The following is an 18033-nucleotide window of genomic DNA, read 5'->3' as shown; positions in this document are numbered from 1 at the left end:
CAGAATTAATGCTCAATTGCTTCTCCGGCCCCACTAGGTATACGTATGTTTTCCACAATACCCTGTACTTCTTCCGGAGGAGCTGGTGTAAATCTTGAAACTAAAATAGACACAGCAAAATTGACCAACATACCCATGGTTCCGAAACCTTCAGGTGAAATACCCCACCACCAGTGCTCTTGGGTGCTGGTTTCCGGGTTTCCAATCCAACCGAGTTTAAAACGGGCAATGTAATAGCATGTAATACCAAGTCCGGCGACCATACCTGTGATGGCTCCTTCCCTATTCATACGCTTGCTAAAGATTCCCATGATAATGGCCGGAAAGAATGAAGATGCGGCCAAACCAAAGGCCAAGGCAGTCACCGAGGCCACGAAGCCTGGAGGGTGAATACCAAAATATCCGGCTACCACTACAGCCAAAAGTGCTGAGAAACGGGCAACCCATAGTTCTTTTTTATCCGAAATGTCCGGAGCAATCTGCTTTTTGATCAAATCATGGGAAATAGATGTGGAAATTACCAAAAGTAATCCTGCTGCAGTAGATAGAGCTGCTGCCAATCCTCCTGCGGCTACCAAAGCAATGATCCAATTGGGCAATCCTGCAATTTCAGGGTTTGCCAAAACGGTGATATCACGGTCCACATACAATTCATTGGCTGAAGCGCTGGCATTGGAAATCATCCGTTGTCCTTGTGCCCCCCTACCTTCAACAAACTCGGGTTGTCTGCCTTCAACCGCTGAACCCGGAAGGTATTGGATCTTTCCATCCCCATTCTTATCCGTCCATGCGATGAGACCTGTATTTTCCCATTTGGTAAACCAAGCTGGAATTTCCTCATAGGGAGTATCCTCCACGGTTTCGATTAGGTTGGTACGTGCAAATACGGCAATCGCCGGTGCAGTGGTATACAAAATAGCGATAAACAGCAATGCATACCCGGCCGACTTACGGGCATCACTAACCTTTGGTACGGTAAAAAAGCGGATGATCACGTGAGGCAATCCTGCGGTACCCATCATCAAGGCCGCAGTGATAAACAACATATCGGTCATGGATTTGGTGCCATCCGTATAGGCCGTAAAGCCCAGTTCGGTCATCAACCCATCCAACTTATCCAACAAATAAACCCCATCTTCACCAGATGAAGCGAACCCTAATTGGGGAACTGGATTTCCGGTAACCATAAGGGAAATAAAAATGGCGGGTACCATAAATGCAAAAATCAACACACAATATTGTGCTACCTGTGTATAAGTGATCCCTTTCATCCCTCCCAAGAACGCATAGAAAAATACGACGGCCATACCTATGTACACCCCAGTATTCACTTCTACATCCAAGAAGCGGGAAAAGACCACACCCACTCCACGCATTTGTCCGGCCACATAGGTGAACGATACAAACAATGCCGCAACAACGGCCACGGTACGGGCCACGTTGCTATAATAACGATCTCCGATAAAATCAGGAACCGTAAATTTTCCGAATTTTCGCAGATAAGGGGCCAATAACAATGCTAAAAGCACATATCCACCGGTCCATCCCATAAGGTATACGGAACCATCGTATCCTGCAAAAGCAATAATTCCTGCCATTCCCAAGAAAGATGCCGCAGACATCCAGTCCGCGCCTGTGGCCAATCCATTGGCCAAGGGAGACACTCCTCCTCCTGCAACGTAAAATTCTTTGGTAGATCCCGCTCTGGACCAAATAGCAATTCCAATATATAAAGCGAAAGTGAGCCCGACGATAATAAACGTCCAAGTTTGTATATCCATTATGCGTCCAGGTTATATTTTTTATCCAATTTGTTCATGAGTCGGACATACACAAAGATCAAGATCACGAATACATAAATCGATCCTTGTTGGGCAAACCAAAAGCCCAATTTAACACCTCCCAATTTAAAGGCATTCAGTTGATCCACAAGAAGGATCCCAAACCCAAAAGAAACCAAAAACCAAATGGCAAGAAGAATGCCCAGGTACTTTAAATTTTCTTTCCAATACTTTTCTCTCTGCTTAATGTCCATTTTATAATTTTAGTGGCTGAAATATATGAAATCTTCAGAAAACAGCACTCAAAATTATAAGGGATAACATTTTCAAGAAAGTTTGTTTAAATACTCCGAAACGTTGAATTTAATGCGTTCATCAATGTTTGAAACATCTGCTTTTTCGAAATCTTTTCCTGTAATACTCTCATACAGTTCAATATACCTTTCAGAAACCGATTCGATGTAGACGTCGCTCATTTCGGGTACAACCTGACCTTCCAGACCTTGAAAATTATTTGAAATTAACCACTGACGTACAAATTCTTTGGACAATTGTTTTTGAGGTTCTCCTTTCGCTTGCAACTCTGCATATCCATCCGCATAAAAATAGCGTGAGGAATCGGGTGTATGGATCTCATCGATGAGTACAATCTCCCCATCCTTGGTCTTCCCAAACTCATATTTGGTATCCACCAAAATCAATCCGCGTTTGGCTGCAATTTCTGTCCCTCTCTGAAACAGGGCCCTGGTATATTTTTCCAAAACCTCGTAGTCCTCTTTCGAGACAATGCTGCGCTCCAAAATCGCTTCCCTGGAAATATCTTCATCATGATCTCCCTTTTCCGCCTTGGTGGCCGGGGTGATGATGGGTTCTGGGAACTTATCGTTTTCTTTCATGCCTTCGGGCATAGGTACCCCGCATAGCAAACGTTTTCCTGCTTTATACTCCCTGGCCGCATGACCAGAAAGATATCCACGTATCACCATTTCAACCTTAAAGGGTTCACAGGCCTTTCCTACCGCCACGTTGGGGTCTGGGGTGGCCATCAACCAATTGGGCACAATATCTTCGGTGTCCTTCATCATCTGGGTAGCGATCTGGTTCAGAATCTGCCCTTTGTAAGGTATTCCTTTGGGCATGACCACATCAAAAGCTGAAAGACGGTCCGTGGCCACCATGACCAGGATATCGTTCTCCAATGTATATACTTCCCTTACTTTTCCTTTGTATACCGATTTTTGGCCCGGAAAATGAAAATCCGTGGCCATTACTGTATTTTGCCCCATAATCTTGTTTAGAATTGGTTTTGGTGTTCTATGTTTTTGTAGGCGTCGATAACCTTTTTGACCAGTTTGTGGCGAATAACGTCCTTGTCATCCAAATAAATGATACTGATGCCATCCACATTCTTAAGGATAAGCAAAGCTTCCTTTAAGCCCGAAATGACGCGTCTGGGCAAATCTATTTGCCCAGGATCCCCCGTTAGCAAAAACTTGGCGTTCTTTCCCATACGGGTAAGGAACATCTTCATTTGGGCATGGGTGGTATTCTGCGCCTCATCCAAGATCACAAAGGCATTGTCCAAGGTACGTCCCCGCATAAAGGCCATGGGAGCAATCTGAATGGTACCATCCTCAATGTACTTTGCCAATTTTTCAGCGGGAATCATATCCCGGAGGGCATCGTACAAAGGTTGCATATATGGATCTAGTTTTTCCTTAAGGTCACCTGGAAGAAAACCAAGGTTTTCCCCTGCTTCCACAGCGGGACGGGTAAGGATAATGCGCCGTACTTGCTTTTCCTTCAAGGCTTTTACGGCCAAGGCCACTCCTGTGTAGGTCTTTCCTGTACCGGCCGGACCAATGGCAAAGACCATATCATCCACCTTGCAAGCATCCACCATTCTTCTTTGGTTTACGGTCTGGGCTTTTATCAATCTGCCGCTTACACCGTGGACCAAGACGTCCCCGCTGCTTTTGGATGCCACATGGTCCTCATTTCCATCACTGGTGAGTACGCGCTCGATCATGTTCTCATCAAGCTTGTTATACTTTGCAAACTGGCTCGTGAGCATATCAAATCGCTTGTCGAACTCTTCCAAGAGTTCTTCATCCCCATACACCTTTATCTTATTGCCACGGGCAACGATTTTCAGTTTTGGGAAATATTTTTTGAGCAGTTCAATATTCTCGTTCTGTTGCCCGAAGAAGTCCTGGGGGCTTATATCCGTGAGTTCAATTATAAGTTCGTTCAAAAAACGGGGTGTTTAGAGTTATTTTTTGAAGAATTGGATTCTTTCTTTTTTAATGTAATTTTACTCCACAAACTTAACCAAAAATCAATTCGAGCGTGGAAAAACATATCAACAGTATTGCATGGCAATCATAACCTTAACTACAGATTTCGGCTATAAAGACCACTTTGTAGGTGCTGTAAAAGGGACCATTCTGGGTAGTCTGCCCGAGGTGAACATTGTTGATATTTCCCATGCCATAGGTCCATTCAACATCCAAGAGTGTGCCTATATCCTTAAAAATGCCTACCGTTCCTTTCCAGAGGGCTCCGTACATATTGTTGGGGTGGATTCCGAACTGTCCCCTGAAAACCAGCATATTGTGGTGCAGGTGGATGGACATTATTTTGTAAGTGCCAATAGTGGGGTCATTTCATTGATCACATCGGAGGTGACTCCCGAAAAAGTAGTGGAAATACAACTGCCCAATACCCAATCCGGTTCTTTTCCCGTATTGAATGTCTTTGTACAAGTGGCCTGCCATATTGCCCGGGGCGGTAAATTGGAGGTGATTGGAAAACCTTTTGCCGCACTCAAGGAACTCAAGGAATTTGAACCCCGTGTCTCCAATGATGGAAGGACCATTTCTGGAAATGTCATTTATATTGACAACTACGGCAATGTGGTCACCAACATACAGCGAAGCTTGTTTGAAGCCTATCGCAATGGACGGGACTATGAACTGACCGCCCGCACCACCAAGATCAAGGAAATCCAGAAAAGCTATAACGGCATTATCAATTTCGACTTGGACAGGAGTCAACGAAAAGGTCCCGGTGACGCCCTGGCCTTGTTCAATTCTGCCGGATATATTGAGCTTGCCATTTATAAAAGTGACTTGAATTCCGTAGGAGGGGCTTCTACCCTTTTGGGATTGAACTACAGGGACATTGTAACCATAAATTTTTCATAAATGCTGATACGCATCGTAAAACTCACCTTTAAACCCGAAAATATTCCTAGTTTTGAGCGAATTTTTGATGAATCGAAAAACGGGATTTTGGCTTTTGAAGGGTGTTCCAAGGTGGACCTTTACCAAGACCTCAAGAATCCAAGCGTGTTTTTTACGTACAGCTTCTGGGAAAAGGAATCAGATTTGGAAAACTATAGGACATCAGATTTTTTTAGAACGGTTTGGGGACATACCAAAACCCTGTTTGCCGATAAACCGGAAGCTTGGAGCGTAGCCAAGGTAAATTCCTCAACTCCAGAATAATGTTTGCAATTTTTAAAAGAGAGGTCCAGTCTTTTTTCACATCCCCCATTGGGTATTTGATCGTAGGATCTTTTTTACTGCTCAATGGTCTTTTTCTATGGGTGTTTAAAGGGGAGTACAATATTTTTGATTACGGCTTTGCGGATTTGGGCAACTTTTTTTTGTTGGCCCCATGGATTTTTGTCTTTTTGGTTCCGGCCATTACCATGAAGAGTTTTTCAGAGGAGCGCAAAATGGGTACTTTGGAATTGTTGTTGATCAAACCCATTTCGGTTTGGAAGTTGGTTTTGGGCAAATTCTGGGGCGCATTTCTGTTATGTGTCATTGCCGTGGTTCCCACTATCATTTATGTTTTTGCGATTTCCAACTTGGGGGTCATTGAGGGTAATTTTGATTTAGGAGTGGTTATCGGCTCCTATTTTGGATTGTTGTTCCTCATAGCGGCCTATGCCTCTATTGGAATCTTTGCCTCTACCCTTTCGGATAACCAGATCATTGCCTTTTTGGTGGGTATCCTCATTTGTTTCATGATTTTCAATGGATTTGATGCCTTGTCCTCTCTGTTTTCCAATGGGGAAACCCAACAATGGATACAGGGTCTGGGAGCCAAATCGCATTTTGACAGTATCGCCAGAGGGGTCATGGACACCAGGGACTTGATATACTTTATCTCCCTGACCCTCTTTTTTCTGTACCTCACCCATCAACGCCTAAAACAATTGCCCAGATGATGTCAAAGTTTTTTGTTTCCGTGCTTAAGGCCGTTGTTGTTGTCATTGTACTGAATCTTATTGCAAGTTTGGTATATACCCGATTGGACTTGACCGAAGACCAACGCTACACCTTGTCCCAACCAGCCGTGGAGGTGGTCCAAAAGTTTGATTCCCCTGTCATTGTGGATGTATTGTTGGATGGAAACATCCCTCCAGAATTTTCCAAACTCAAAACCGAGACCATTCAGTTGTTGGAATCTTTTGCTTCAAAAAACAGCAACATCAAATATAATTTGGTAGATCCTTTGGAAGATGAAAGTCAGGCCCAACAGACCATTGCAGAACTTCAAGGTCTAGGCCTTCAACCCGCCAATATCACGGTTGAAGAGAACGGAAAGGTTTCCCAAGAATTGGTATTTCCTTGGGCCATGGTCAACTACAAGGACAATACCGTTAAAGTTCCACTTTTAAAGAACAAACTCGGCTCAACGGCCGAAGACCGCATCAACAATTCGGTGCAGCAATTGGAGTACGCCTTTGCCGATGCCTTTACGAAATTGAGCATTACGGATAAAAAGAGTATTGCCGTGATCAAAGGAAATGGAGAGCTCGATGATCTATATTTGGCCGATTACCTGACCACCATTCGCGATTATTATAATATTGGGGCCATTACTTTGGATTCCGTGGCAACCAGCCCCCAAAAGGTCCTGGACCAGCTCAAAAACTTTGACTTGGCTGTGGTGGCTAAACCCACAGAAGTCTTTACCGATCAAGAAAAGTACGTATTGGATCAATTTGTGGTGCAGGGTGGTAAATCCATTTGGTTGATGGATCAAGTGGCCATGGAAATGGATAGCATCTATAGTGGCGAAGGAAGTGCATTTGCCTTGCCCCGTGACCTTAACCTCAAGGATTTTTTCTTTCAGTACGGGGTGCGTATCAACCCGGTATTGGTCAACGATATGTACTTTACCCAAATTGTATTGGCCACAGGGGAAGGAAATGATTCCCAATACAATCCCCTTCCCTGGTATTACAATCCCATGGTGTTTTCAAGGAACAACCACCCCATCAACACCAATATAGAAGCGGTTCGATACCAGTTCACCAGCCCTATGGAAGTATTGGACAACGATTACCAAAAGACCGTTTTGCTCCAGAGCTCCCCCCTGTCGAAAACTGATGGTATCCCCAGACAGATCAGTTTGGATATTTTAAACAATCCTCCGGATAGGGAATCGTACACTAATGGTGACCTACCCTTGGCCGTTTTGATCGAGGGAGATTTTGTTTCCATGTACAAGAACCGGGTTAAACCCTTAGATCTTCGAAATACCGAGGAACAAGGTCCTGAAAACAAAATGATTGTCATCTCCGATGGGGATGTCATCAAAAACCAATTGCGTAACGGCAGACCCTTGGAACTTGGGTATGACAAATGGACCAATAGTTTCTATGGCAACAAGGAATTCTTGGTGAACTGCACCAATTACCTTTTGGACAATACCGGACTTATAAACATTCGAAACAGAAAAGTGTCCATCCCGCTCTTGGATGTTGAAAAAATTGCGGAACAGAAAACACGATGGCAGCTAATAAACATCGGTATACCAGTTGTATTGACATTGGTTTTGGGCATTTTCTTCAACTATGTGAGAAAGCGAAAATTCACCGCCTAGCTGTTAATAAATTTGTTTCTCTGCTTAATCGTTTTAAGATATATTTGCTTTTGTCGATTACACGGCCCGTTTACTTGGATGAAACATCCAACGGACAACATAGCTAAAGAATTTCTTTGATGAAGTTTATTGTATCCAGTACATATTTATTGAAACAATTGCAGGTTTTGGGAGGAGTTATCAACAATAGCAACACCTTGCCCATCCTTGACAATTTCCTATTTGATCTAAAACAAAATCAACTTACGGTCTCAGCGTCCGACCTGGAAACCACCATGAGTTCGGTACTAGAAGTGGATTCAGATGCCGAAGGCACCATTGCGGTTCCTGCCCGGTTGTTGTTGGACACGCTAAAAACGTTTCCAGAACAACCTCTGACCTTTGTTGTTGAAGATAACAATACAGTGGAAATAAGCTCAAACCACGGTAAATACGCCTTGGCCTACGCGGATGGTGCAGAATTTCCAAAAGCCGTTGAAGTTTCCAATCCAAGTTCTACCACGCTCTTGGGTGATATTTTGGCAACGGCCATCAATAAGACCATTTTTGCCGCTGGCAATGACGACCTTCGCCCGGTAATGAGCGGGGTGTTCTTTCAGTTCTCCCCGGAGAATCTCACCTTTGTGGCCACAGACGCCCACAAGTTGGTAAAATACCAACGGCAGGATGTGACCGCTTCGGAAGTGGCCGAATTCATTATGCCCAAAAAACCTTTGAATCTGTTAAAGGGGATTTTGGCCGGTTCGGAATCCGAGGTAACCATCGAGTACAATGACAGCAATGCCAAATTCATTTTTGACAGTTCAGTATTGATCTGTAGATTGATTGATGGAAAATACCCCAATTATGAGGCGGTAATTCCCAAGGAAAACCCCAATAAACTGACCATTTCCAGAAATCAATTCTTGAGTTCAGTACGAAGGGTTTCCATTTTTTCGAACAAGACCACGCACCAAATCCGTTTGAAGGTTGCTGGAGCCGAGCTGAACATATCCGCCGAGGATGTGGATTACAGCAATAAGGCCGAGGAGCGTCTGTCCTGCTCCTACCAAGGGGATGATATGCAGATCGGGTTCAACTCACGTTTTTTGGTAGAAATGCTCAATAATCTTTCTTCCGATGATGTTTCATTGGAAATGAGCTTGCCCAACAGGGCGGGTATCCTTACCCCTATTGATGGACTGGATGAAGGAGAGCACGTGACCATGCTGGTTATGCCTGTAATGCTCAATAATTAAAGGGGTTTCCTACAGTTTTTACTTTTTTCATGTGACCCCACGGACCATGTGTGCTTTTCATCGATTATAACCTGTGTTCATCGTGGATAAAATCCGTTGAATAAGATGTTTTATACTTTTATTCAATTAATGATTTTAACCTTAAACTTTTGAACATGAAAAAAATAACACTAACCGCATTTGCGATTTTCGCATTTGCTTTCTACTCTTGCGAAACCGAACCTGTTTCAAAAGAAGAGTTATCCTCAGTCAATATCTCCGCGGGTATTGTTACTGAAGATGGATGCTTGGAGGCTTCTCTTGCTCCATTGCCCGAAACCGTATCTGCCTGTGTCATTGGCCAAGGCGTTACCTCTTCCACTGGAACATATTGGGATATTGAAATTACCGATGGTCCCTTGGCCGGGATATATCCTGGATGGTGCATTGATGAAGATCAAGGATTGTCCAGCTGTTTCGATGCTCAAGTTATTTCCAGTTACAGTGATTTGACTGGTTTGCCATTTGAAGTTGTGGATAACTTTGATTCTTTAAACTGGTTATTGAACCAAAAGATTATTGGAGAACCATCCTCAGACGGTACACTTTTTACCTATGGTGATTTACAAGCAGCTATATGGGTACTTGTTGAAGGTGAGTCGTGCACCAGCTGCAGTGGTTTGGGTACATATGAACAATCTAGGATCAGCGAACTGGTTAGTTTGGCAACTTCAGAAGGAGATGGATTTGTTCCTGCATCTGGTGATTTCGCCGGGATAGTATTGGTACCTGATAATGGTTTGCAAATGTTACTGCTACCTTACAAAATTGAATGTCAAGTAAGTGAACCTTCTTGCGAAACCGCTTTTGCTCGAGGAAACGATGGTAACACCTGCTTTATTGAAGAAGGTTTTAATAAACGATGGGGCTGGTCCATTGGTCCATTGGCTGAAGGAACCGAGGAATCATATGAAATTTATGCCGGTGCTGGTCAGTGCGACATCTCAAAAGGAGAATTGGTAGGCACCGTTGATGTAAGTTATGTGGATGGAAATGTGACTGTTACCTACAATATTGATGAAGCTTATGATGTTGATGAAACTCACACCTATGCTGGTAACGAGATGTTCCCAGTTGATAAAAAAGGTAAACCCACAGTGGCCCCTGGTCAATATTCCATTGAAGAGAATTTAGATGGCGAAATCTATGTTATTGCGCATGCAGTTGTCTGTCAATAATGGGACAACCACTCCTTTAACTAGGTTATAAACCTGATAATACACGAATAAAGGCTAGAATAAGAATTCTAGCCTTTATTTTTTTAAAAGTATTTGGTAATAGGCTTCGATTTATAGAAAGTATTTTAACCCAATCCAAATATTGTAATTTTGTCAAATGTTGTACAATGATAACATCGTTGCCCTTGCCACTCCATCAGGAACTGGGGCCATAGCCGTGATTCGTATTTCGGGTCCGGATGCCATTTCCATGGCTGATTCCGTTTTTCAATCGGTAAAAGGGAAAGAATTGGCCAAGCAGAAGAGTCACACTATTCATTTGGGGCATATTGTTGATGATGGTAAGGTCTTGGATGAAGCGTTGGTTTCCATTTTTAAGGGACCCCACTCCTATACCGGTGAAAATGTGGTGGAAATCTCTTGTCATGGATCTCCGTATATCCAACAACAGATCATACAATTGATACTACAGAAAGGGTGCCGAACAGCTTCTGCCGGGGAGTTCACCCTTAGAGCCTTTTTGAATGGTAAAATGGATCTGAGCCAGGCGGAAGCAGTGGCCGATCTTATTGCCAGCGATAGTGAAGCGGCGCATGACATTGCCATGCAGCAGATGCGGGGCGGCTTTAGCAACGAAATCCAAAAACTCAGGGAAGAACTTCTCAACTTTGCTTCTTTGATAGAATTGGAACTCGATTTTTCACAAGAGGATGTGGAATTTGCCGATCGTACCCAGTTCAATGCCCTCTTGAACCGAATCAGCGAAGTACTCAAAAAACTAATCGACTCCTTTGCTTTGGGCAACGTCATCAAGCATGGCATACCCGTGGCCATTGTGGGTCAGCCCAATGTGGGCAAGTCTACCCTTCTCAATGCCCTGTTGAATGAAGAAAGGGCCATTGTAAGCGACATTGCGGGTACTACCCGCGATACGGTGGAGGACCATATCAGTCTTAATGGTATAAATTTTAGGTTTATAGATACCGCTGGGATACGGGAAACCGAGGACATCGTTGAAAAAATTGGTATTGAGCGTACTTTTGACAAGATTGAAAAAGCGCGTTTAATCATTTTCTTGTTTGATCGCATTGATTTTGACCGTTCCGAGCTGGAAAAAATCAAGAATAAATATCCCAATAAACAACTTTTGGTCATTTGCAACAAGGTAGACCTTCTGAATGATGAACAAAAGGGGCAGCTCAAAAAGGAAATCCCAAATCTATTGTTCCTTTCGGCCAAGCAGCAGACGGGTATGGAAGAACTTCAAAACAAACTCCTAAGTCTTGTAGACTCAGGGGCGTTGAGTGGGGACAGCACCATTATTTCCAACAGCAGACACTATGATGCCCTGTTGAAAGCACTGGAGGAAATACAAAAAGTAAAAGAGGGCATGGACGTTGGTTTGGCAAGCGATCTTGTGGCGATAGACATCAGGCAAGCACTCTTTCATCTTGGTGAAATCACTGGAAGTGTCACCACGGATGATTTATTGGGGAATATATTCTCCAATTTCTGCATCGGAAAATAAATTCCTAAGACCTCCAAATTTACCCTTGGCCAAAGATTTGATCCCATTTAAGCATCATATGTGTTGCCATGCCTAAAGTCTCCAACAAATCCCTATTTTAGTGTAAGCATCCAAATTTCAGCAATTTAAATCACTTGTATCTTGCCCAAAAAGAGAATACGTGAACATAAAAAGACTGTCCGAACCTTCTGGACCTTATCCCTATATAGATTGCTCATAATTTTTCTTTTATTCCCTTTACTTTCCATGGCACAGACCAATGGGCGATTGGATGTCTCCTTGGCCGAAAAGATTTATATCCAATTGAGTTCTCAGGTCTATGCTACGGACCAGGACATATGGTTCAAAGCTGTTGTGGTGGACTCCGAAAATCATTTGCCAAGTACAACAAGCCAGGTGTTGTATGTTGATTTAATTGGCCCCGATGGAAAGGTCATTGAACACAAATTGACCAAACTGACTTCGGGCCTGGGTAATGGTTCCTTTGAACTGGGTAAAAATTACCCTGTGGGCCTTTACCTCATTCGCGCCTATACCCAATGGAACAGAAATTATGGCAATGATTTCATTTTTGAAGACTATGTCAACATCATAACACCCGAATCCCCAACCAACAATGGTATCTTACATACATTGACCACCACCGAACTGGAATCGGGTAAATTTCTGTTGACTGGAGAAATCAGCTCCACTATCGGAGTCACCGACCAAAAACAAATTCCTGTGTATCTCAATTATGGAGTGGGAAAGGATACCTTGGAACTAAAGAAGAAAGATGGGATTTATACCTTGGATTATGAAACTCCCGAAAATGTGGATTGGGTAACCTTATCCTTGGGAGAAAACCCCGATTCATACCACTCGGAAACCATCATCCTCAGGAAAAAATCCGTTGATGTACAGTTTTTTCCAGAAAGCGGACAGCTGGTTCATGGGTTCCTCAATAAATTGGGCGTTAAGTCCTTAGGGACAGATGGCAAAGGAGCACGCTTAAAGGGCACTGTTTTTAATGATAAGGGGCAACCTATCAGTGATTTTTCAACCAATCATTTAGGAATGGGAACCTTGACTATACAGGTTGACAGTGCAAGAACCTATTATGCCAAAGTTTCGGAACATAATGATTCCACTGGGACAACTACCCATATCCATCCGTTGCCCAAGGTATCCCCGAAAGGGAGTACTCTATCGGTATCCCGAGTTGGCGAAAAAATCTGGACCCGAATCTCTTCAAACCAATTGAAAGGAAAAATTTATATCAAGGTTGCCTGTAGGGGGAAGGATTATTTTTTACTGGAGGGCCCATTAAAAAATGGGAAACTGGTAAAGGATATGCCATCTAATGAACTTCCTGAAGGAATCTTGGTTTTTACCCTTATGGATCAAGCTAAACAGCCTATTGCTGAACGACTTTTCTTTAATCATAAAGATGGGGAAGCTTTGGATATTAGAGTTCAGACAGATAAAAACGTATATGGTCGTAGGGAAAAGACCCAATTGAACCTGCATATTATTGGGCCACCATCCGAATCAAAAAACATCAGTTTATCGGTCCTTGTCCTGAACAAAGCACACTTTCAACCAGAATCCATCAATACCATCCGTTCCTATCTCCTGTTGGATTCAGAAATACGGGGTGACATAGAAGATCCGGATTATTATTTTAGGGTTCAAACCCCAGAACGTTTCGAGGCTTTGGACGCGCTATTGCTCACCCAGGGTTGGAGAAATTACCAATATCCCATAAAACGAACGGGGCATACTTTATTTTGGCCGGAAAAAGGCCTTGAGATCAATGGGGCTGTACAAGTTTTGCGAAACAAATCAAATACATCAGAACCTATAAATGTTAGCCTGGCCACTTTTGGGAGAGCAACCAAATTTTACACCACGGAAACCGATAGTTTAGGTCGATTCGGCTTTGTATTGGATGACGATTACGGTCCGAAAATGCAATATCTATTAAGCACTGTAGACCCCAAGGGAAAGAAGGTCAATCACAATATACGTTTGGACACGATAAGCCCACCTGAGATTACCTACACACAGAAACCTATCATCCGAGAATCGGACACCGTGGTCAAGGCTGTAATGGAGGCTGGGAAAGAAAGACTTCGTACCGAGATGGTATTTGACTCTCTGTATGGGGTTACCCAATTGGACGAAGTGGTGGTTTCAGACCATTTTCTTACTCCCGAGCGGGCAAAACTTTATGAAAAATACGGAGAACCGGATGTGATCATTTCTGGTGATGATATACGGGACAAAGAAAAAGAATGGTCGTATGGATTATATAGCATCCTTTTGTTCAACTATGGTGATCAAATAGCCATAGAGCGATTCCCGGACGGGTTTATGTTGGCGCACGTAAGGGGCGGCAGCAGGGAAGCCACTTTATTGATGGTGGATGGAAAATTGCTGGAAAACCATCTTTACGAATATGTCCCCAGCATGTCTCCCGAGATAGTGGAACGCGTGGAACTCATAAAATACGCCAAGTTTTTCAAGTCTCGATACCTTACCGTATTTCCACAGGCCGACTTATTTGAAATACCATCTTTGGGCCATATCATTTCTATAACCACCAAAGGTGGCGTGGGAGTCCAGGCCCCTATCCGACCAGAGCTAGGAACCCTCAAGGCCTCGGTATCCCTATTTACACCGGTGAAACAATTTTATGCTCCCAAATATGACAAACCCGTTCCATCCCAAGAGGATAAACCAGACCTACGATCGGTAATACATTGGCAACCGAATATTTTCATGGACCAAACACAGAATACCTCCAGTAGTTTCTATAATGGTGATATATTGGGAGAGTACATCATCATTGTGGAGGCCATTTCGGAAGATGGCCGCTTGGGTTATGCCACAAAAGAATATTCGGTGGAAGAAAAAAAAGGGCTTAATGAAAAGCCCGACCCCAGTAACTAACCTTTAAGCAAACAAATGAGAAACAGGGTCGGGCACAACACATCAATCAATAAACTAGATTCTTCTAAGCTCGCCAGACTCCAATGCTTCCTTGACATTGGCCGCTACTTGCCAATGGCTGCCAAAAAAACGACTGCCATCGGTCTTTTTTATTTTTATTCGTAGGGATCCATCTTTTTTCTCCTTAACGGAAGTAACCACAACCTTGTTCCCCTCTACCCTTTTGTAATTGGCCAATCCACCACGTTTAATGATAAAATTGGGTTTGGGGAATGCAATGTGTGCGTATTGGGAGGATTCTGGTTTACCTACCTCAAGAATATCCCCAACAGCAATTTCACCCATATGGACAGATTGGGCCTGAAGCCCAAGGGTGAAAACTGAAAACATCAACGCAAATATGTATTTTTTCATAGCAATTCAATAAGTTACCATATTACTTTGCCTCCGTGACATAAGCACATGATAATACTTTCAGATTTAAGCAAAGTGTGTGCCTAAAATGCCACATCCACCATTGCTAAAAATAAATAATTGAAAATTAGACTATTACAAATACCACTCTTGGAAATCCGTAATTGGGGAGTGGGTGAAAATTACCCGCATGGTGCATTTCTCCTCACCTCTATTTTAATTTCTCCCGAAGGGTCTTACGGTCAATTTGTAATATTTCAGCCGCTTTTGTCTTGTTGTTCCCGGTAGCTACCAGCACCTTTTCTATATATTCCTTTTCTACTTGCTTGAGCGGTTTCAAGGCCTGCTCAGGAAAATCTATTTGAAATTTCACCTGCTCAGGTAAATGCTTTACGGTCACTTGGCCATCGCTCATTATAACGGCTCTTTGGATAACATTTTCCAGTTCCCTGATATTTCCCGGCCATGGATAGCGTTCCAGTATTTCAAGCGCATCTGGAGCAATTCCTACCAATCGGTCCTTATACTCCACTCCATACTTTTGAAGAAACTTGGATACCAACATAGGAATATCGGAAATTCTCTCTCTAAGGGGAGGTACGGATATGGAGACCACTGTGAGTCTATAATACAGATCTTCCCTGAAAAGTTTCTTCTCGATAAGTTCGGTCAAGCTGCTGTTGGTGGCAGCAATGACACGTACATTAAGCTTTTCAGATTTTTGTGAACCTACTTTGGTAACTTCCTTTTCCTGCAAAACCCGTAACAACTTCCCTTGAACAGCTAGGGAGGCGTTCCCAATTTCATCCAAAAAAATGGTTCCATTATTGGCTGCCTGAAAAAAACCGTTCCGGGTTTCAAAAGCACCCGTAAATGCCCCTTTGGTGTATCCGAAAAGTTCGGCTTCAAGAAGATTCTCGGGTATGGCCCCACAATTGACGGCAATGAATGGAGCTCTTGCAAACTTGCCCGAATAATGAATGGAACGGGCCACAAGCTCCTTTCCTGTTCCACTTTCACCTTGGACCAAAATGGTGGCATGGTTGTCCTTTACCCGTTCAATGATCTCCACAACCTCTTTAAAGGCCTCCGAGGTGCCGATCATTTCCCCATAGCCTTGCTGCGCCTTTGGAAACACCTTCTCTTTGGATTTTCGGTGTTGGGTACATTCCAAGGATTTTTGAACAGCATCGGCCAATTCCGATTTCGTGAAAGGCTTTGTAATATATTCCGTGGCCCCGGATTTTATAACCCTCATGGCATCATCGATTGATGGAAATCCGGTAACTACCAGTTTGGGAATATCCGGATAATGTTCCGCCATATATTTGATCAATTGAATGCCATTGATGTCCGGCATGTTGATGTCGGTAATCAAGAGGTCAATTGCCGTATCTTTTAAAATGTACAGTGCTTCCTTGACCGAAACAGCGCTATAGGTATGGTAGTGCATGGATGTTAAATGCCGTTGCAGCAGCTCCAAAATCTGTATGTCATCATCTACCAGCAGTATATTTTCCTTCTTCAACATCCTGACTTTTTTTATAGTTTGGGAAATTCTATGGTAAAGATAGTGCCACTGGGGCTATTGGGCATATGTTTGATGGTGCCTTGATGGCTTTTTACAATACCGTGCACCACACTTAATCCCAATCCACTACCCTCTCCCACGGGTTTGGTCGTAAAAAAGGGGTCGAAAACTTTATTCGCCATGTCCTCAGGTATGCCAATTCCCTCATCCGAAATCTTAAGGACCACCGTTTCTTGATGTTCACAGACAGCTACCACTATCTTACCCTTCGGAGGGGAAAAATACAGGGCATTCACAATAAGGTTAAAAAGTACCTGCGTCAACTGGATCTTATCAATCTTTAGGGTGATGTTTTCCTGACCAAGCTCCAATTCACAACTCACTTCATTTCTACTTAGTGTGGTGCCTAAAAGGTCAATGGCATCCTTAATTATGGGTACTATGTTGACCCTGGCCCTCTCCTGTGGCATTTCGCAGGCAAAAAACATCAGCTTTTTGACCACTTCCCTAGAGAATATAGCGTTGGAAATAATCTTGTCCAAATCCTTTTCTGCATCAGCGTCTCCTTCAATCCGTTCCCGCAACAATTCGGCAAAGCCCAAAATATTGGCCAATGGTGTATTCAGCTCATGGGCAATCCCTGCTGTAATCTCCCCAAGAATACGCAAGCGGTCTGCTTGCTCCACCTGTCTACGGATATCCACTTGGTTTTCCTTGATTTCCTTACGCTCCAAGAGATTTCCCACTTCAAGACATACATTGTCCAAAAGCCGCTGTTCCTCTATAAGAAAATCGGACCGTGTGTACTTGGATGAGGGGTACCCTACCCTGATAAAACCTTCTTGCTCATTAAAAACCTTAATGGAGGACTGCAAAAAGACAGATTTCCCCATTTCTTCATCTGTTTTGATGTTCAATGATGAAGTCTGTAACTCCACAAGGGCATCGGTATCAAATTGCCAGGCACGTTGAAGACAATGGGCTATTGCCCGCAACACCTCTTCAATTTGCTCATAGTCGCAATTCACGATCAAAGAAGTTACCTCATACAAACAGGTCAATTCCTTAATCCGCTCCCTTAATTTTTCTTCAGCAGTATGCAAAGCTTTCTCTTTGTTTGCAAATTACTAATTTCCTATCTACAAAATGGAAGGGTACTATAAACGGAAGTGTAGTTAATCTGTGGTTATTGAACTTAATTTCTGGATTTCATCATCTGCTGCCAAAATGAGGCCCTTTAAATAGGATGAGTCCTTTTTTGGGCATTGCTGTGTCAATTGGTATTTGGAACTTTCTATAAGTCTTTGGCAATAGGCAATTTGTTCATTGACCGGCAACTTTGAAATGGTTTGCTTAAAAAGTTCATCCAAATGGGCCAATGGTGTTTTTTTTGATTCGCTACGTAAAAATTTAAACATTTAACTAAAATGGTTGGTTGGATTATCCAGAGAAATCCACAAAAACCGGGCCATGACTTTAAATCGAC

16 protein-coding genes are annotated in these 18033 nt (G+C 43.1%); 8 read left to right on the top strand and 8 right to left on the bottom strand.

Annotation, left to right across the window (positions count from 1 at the left end; genetic code table 11):
• Positions 1-5: 5 nt before the first annotated feature.
• The 4 genes from F8C76_RS03185 to F8C76_RS03170 form a co-directional block, all read right to left on the bottom strand.
• A complete protein-coding gene (locus F8C76_RS03185) occupies positions 6-1781 on the bottom strand; it encodes a sodium:solute symporter family protein (RefSeq protein ID WP_152130438.1) in 1776 nt (591 codons plus the stop codon).
• Positions 1781-2035, bottom strand: coding sequence for a DUF4212 domain-containing protein (locus F8C76_RS03180; RefSeq protein ID WP_129654435.1), 255 nt, complete (start codon positions 2033-2035; stop codon positions 1781-1783). The genes F8C76_RS03185 and F8C76_RS03180 overlap by 1 nt, the downstream gene beginning before the upstream one ends.
• A gap of 72 nt (positions 2036-2107) precedes the next feature.
• On the bottom strand, positions 2108-3067 hold the full coding sequence (locus tag F8C76_RS03175; RefSeq protein ID WP_152130437.1) for a phosphoribosylaminoimidazolesuccinocarboxamide synthase: 960 nt from the start codon (positions 3065-3067) through the stop codon (positions 2108-2110).
• Between the two features lie 8 nt (positions 3068-3075).
• Positions 3076-4035, bottom strand: coding sequence for a PhoH family protein (locus F8C76_RS03170; RefSeq protein WP_129654437.1), 960 nt, complete (start codon positions 4033-4035; stop codon positions 3076-3078).
• A gap of 121 nt (positions 4036-4156) precedes the next feature.
• Between F8C76_RS03170 and F8C76_RS03165 the strand changes: the two genes are divergently transcribed.
• The 8 genes from F8C76_RS03165 to F8C76_RS03130 all read left to right on the top strand — a co-directional run bounded on the left by F8C76_RS03165 (position 4157) and on the right by F8C76_RS03130 (position 14602).
• A complete protein-coding gene (locus F8C76_RS03165) occupies positions 4157-4987 on the top strand; it encodes an SAM hydrolase/SAM-dependent halogenase family protein (RefSeq protein ID WP_152130436.1) in 831 nt (276 codons plus the stop codon).
• Entirely contained in the window at positions 4988-5290 is a 303-nt protein-coding gene (locus tag F8C76_RS03160) for a putative quinol monooxygenase (RefSeq protein WP_152130435.1), read from the top strand. It abuts the gene before it with no gap.
• Complete coding sequence (gldF, locus tag F8C76_RS03155; protein WP_129654440.1) at positions 5290-6021, top strand: gliding motility-associated ABC transporter permease subunit GldF; 732 nt, start codon at positions 5290-5292, stop codon at positions 6019-6021. The genes F8C76_RS03160 and gldF overlap by 1 nt, the downstream gene beginning before the upstream one ends.
• Entirely contained in the window at positions 6021-7685 is a 1665-nt protein-coding gene (gene gldG / locus F8C76_RS03150; protein WP_152131455.1) for a gliding motility-associated ABC transporter substrate-binding protein GldG, read from the top strand. The genes gldF and gldG overlap by 1 nt, the downstream gene beginning before the upstream one ends.
• 119 nt (positions 7686-7804) lie before the next feature.
• Complete coding sequence (gene dnaN, locus F8C76_RS03145; RefSeq protein ID WP_129654441.1) at positions 7805-8923, top strand: DNA polymerase III subunit beta; 1119 nt, start codon at positions 7805-7807, stop codon at positions 8921-8923.
• Positions 8924-9078: 155 nt separating this feature from the next.
• Positions 9079-10140 carry a hypothetical protein gene (locus F8C76_RS03140; protein WP_152130434.1) on the top strand — a complete coding sequence of 354 codons (1062 nt, stop codon included), beginning with the start codon at positions 9079-9081 and terminating at the stop codon, positions 10138-10140.
• Positions 10141-10297: 157 nt separating this feature from the next.
• Positions 10298-11668, top strand: a complete 1371-nt coding sequence (gene mnmE / locus F8C76_RS03135; RefSeq protein WP_152130433.1) for a tRNA uridine-5-carboxymethylaminomethyl(34) synthesis GTPase MnmE — start codon at positions 10298-10300, stop codon at positions 11666-11668.
• A 246-nt stretch (positions 11669-11914) separates the two neighbouring features.
• Positions 11915-14602, top strand: a complete 2688-nt coding sequence (locus F8C76_RS03130; protein WP_152130432.1) for a hypothetical protein — start codon at positions 11915-11917, stop codon at positions 14600-14602.
• Positions 14603-14656: 54 nt separating this feature from the next.
• On the opposite strand, the gene F8C76_RS03125 is transcribed toward F8C76_RS03130, so the two are convergent.
• From F8C76_RS03125 to F8C76_RS03110, 4 genes are all read right to left on the bottom strand, one after another.
• A complete protein-coding gene (locus tag F8C76_RS03125) occupies positions 14657-15016 on the bottom strand; it encodes a hypothetical protein (RefSeq protein WP_170283967.1) in 360 nt (119 codons plus the stop codon).
• A 211-nt stretch (positions 15017-15227) separates the two neighbouring features.
• Positions 15228-16547, bottom strand: a complete 1320-nt coding sequence (locus F8C76_RS03120) for a sigma-54-dependent transcriptional regulator (protein WP_152130431.1) — start codon at positions 16545-16547, stop codon at positions 15228-15230.
• Between the two features lie 11 nt (positions 16548-16558).
• Positions 16559-17650 carry a sensor histidine kinase gene (locus F8C76_RS03115; RefSeq protein WP_152130430.1) on the bottom strand — a complete coding sequence of 364 codons (1092 nt, stop codon included), beginning with the start codon at positions 17648-17650 and terminating at the stop codon, positions 16559-16561.
• 72 nt (positions 17651-17722) lie between these two features.
• Positions 17723-17965, bottom strand: a complete 243-nt coding sequence (locus F8C76_RS03110; RefSeq protein ID WP_152130429.1) for a hypothetical protein — start codon at positions 17963-17965, stop codon at positions 17723-17725.
• Positions 17966-18033 lie beyond the last annotated feature (68 nt).

This window comes from Flagellimonas olearia (assembly GCF_009184425.1).
GTDB lineage: Bacteria > Bacteroidota > Bacteroidia > Flavobacteriales > Flavobacteriaceae > Flagellimonas > Flagellimonas olearia.
This window is presented reverse-complemented; position numbering and strand designations above follow the sequence as displayed.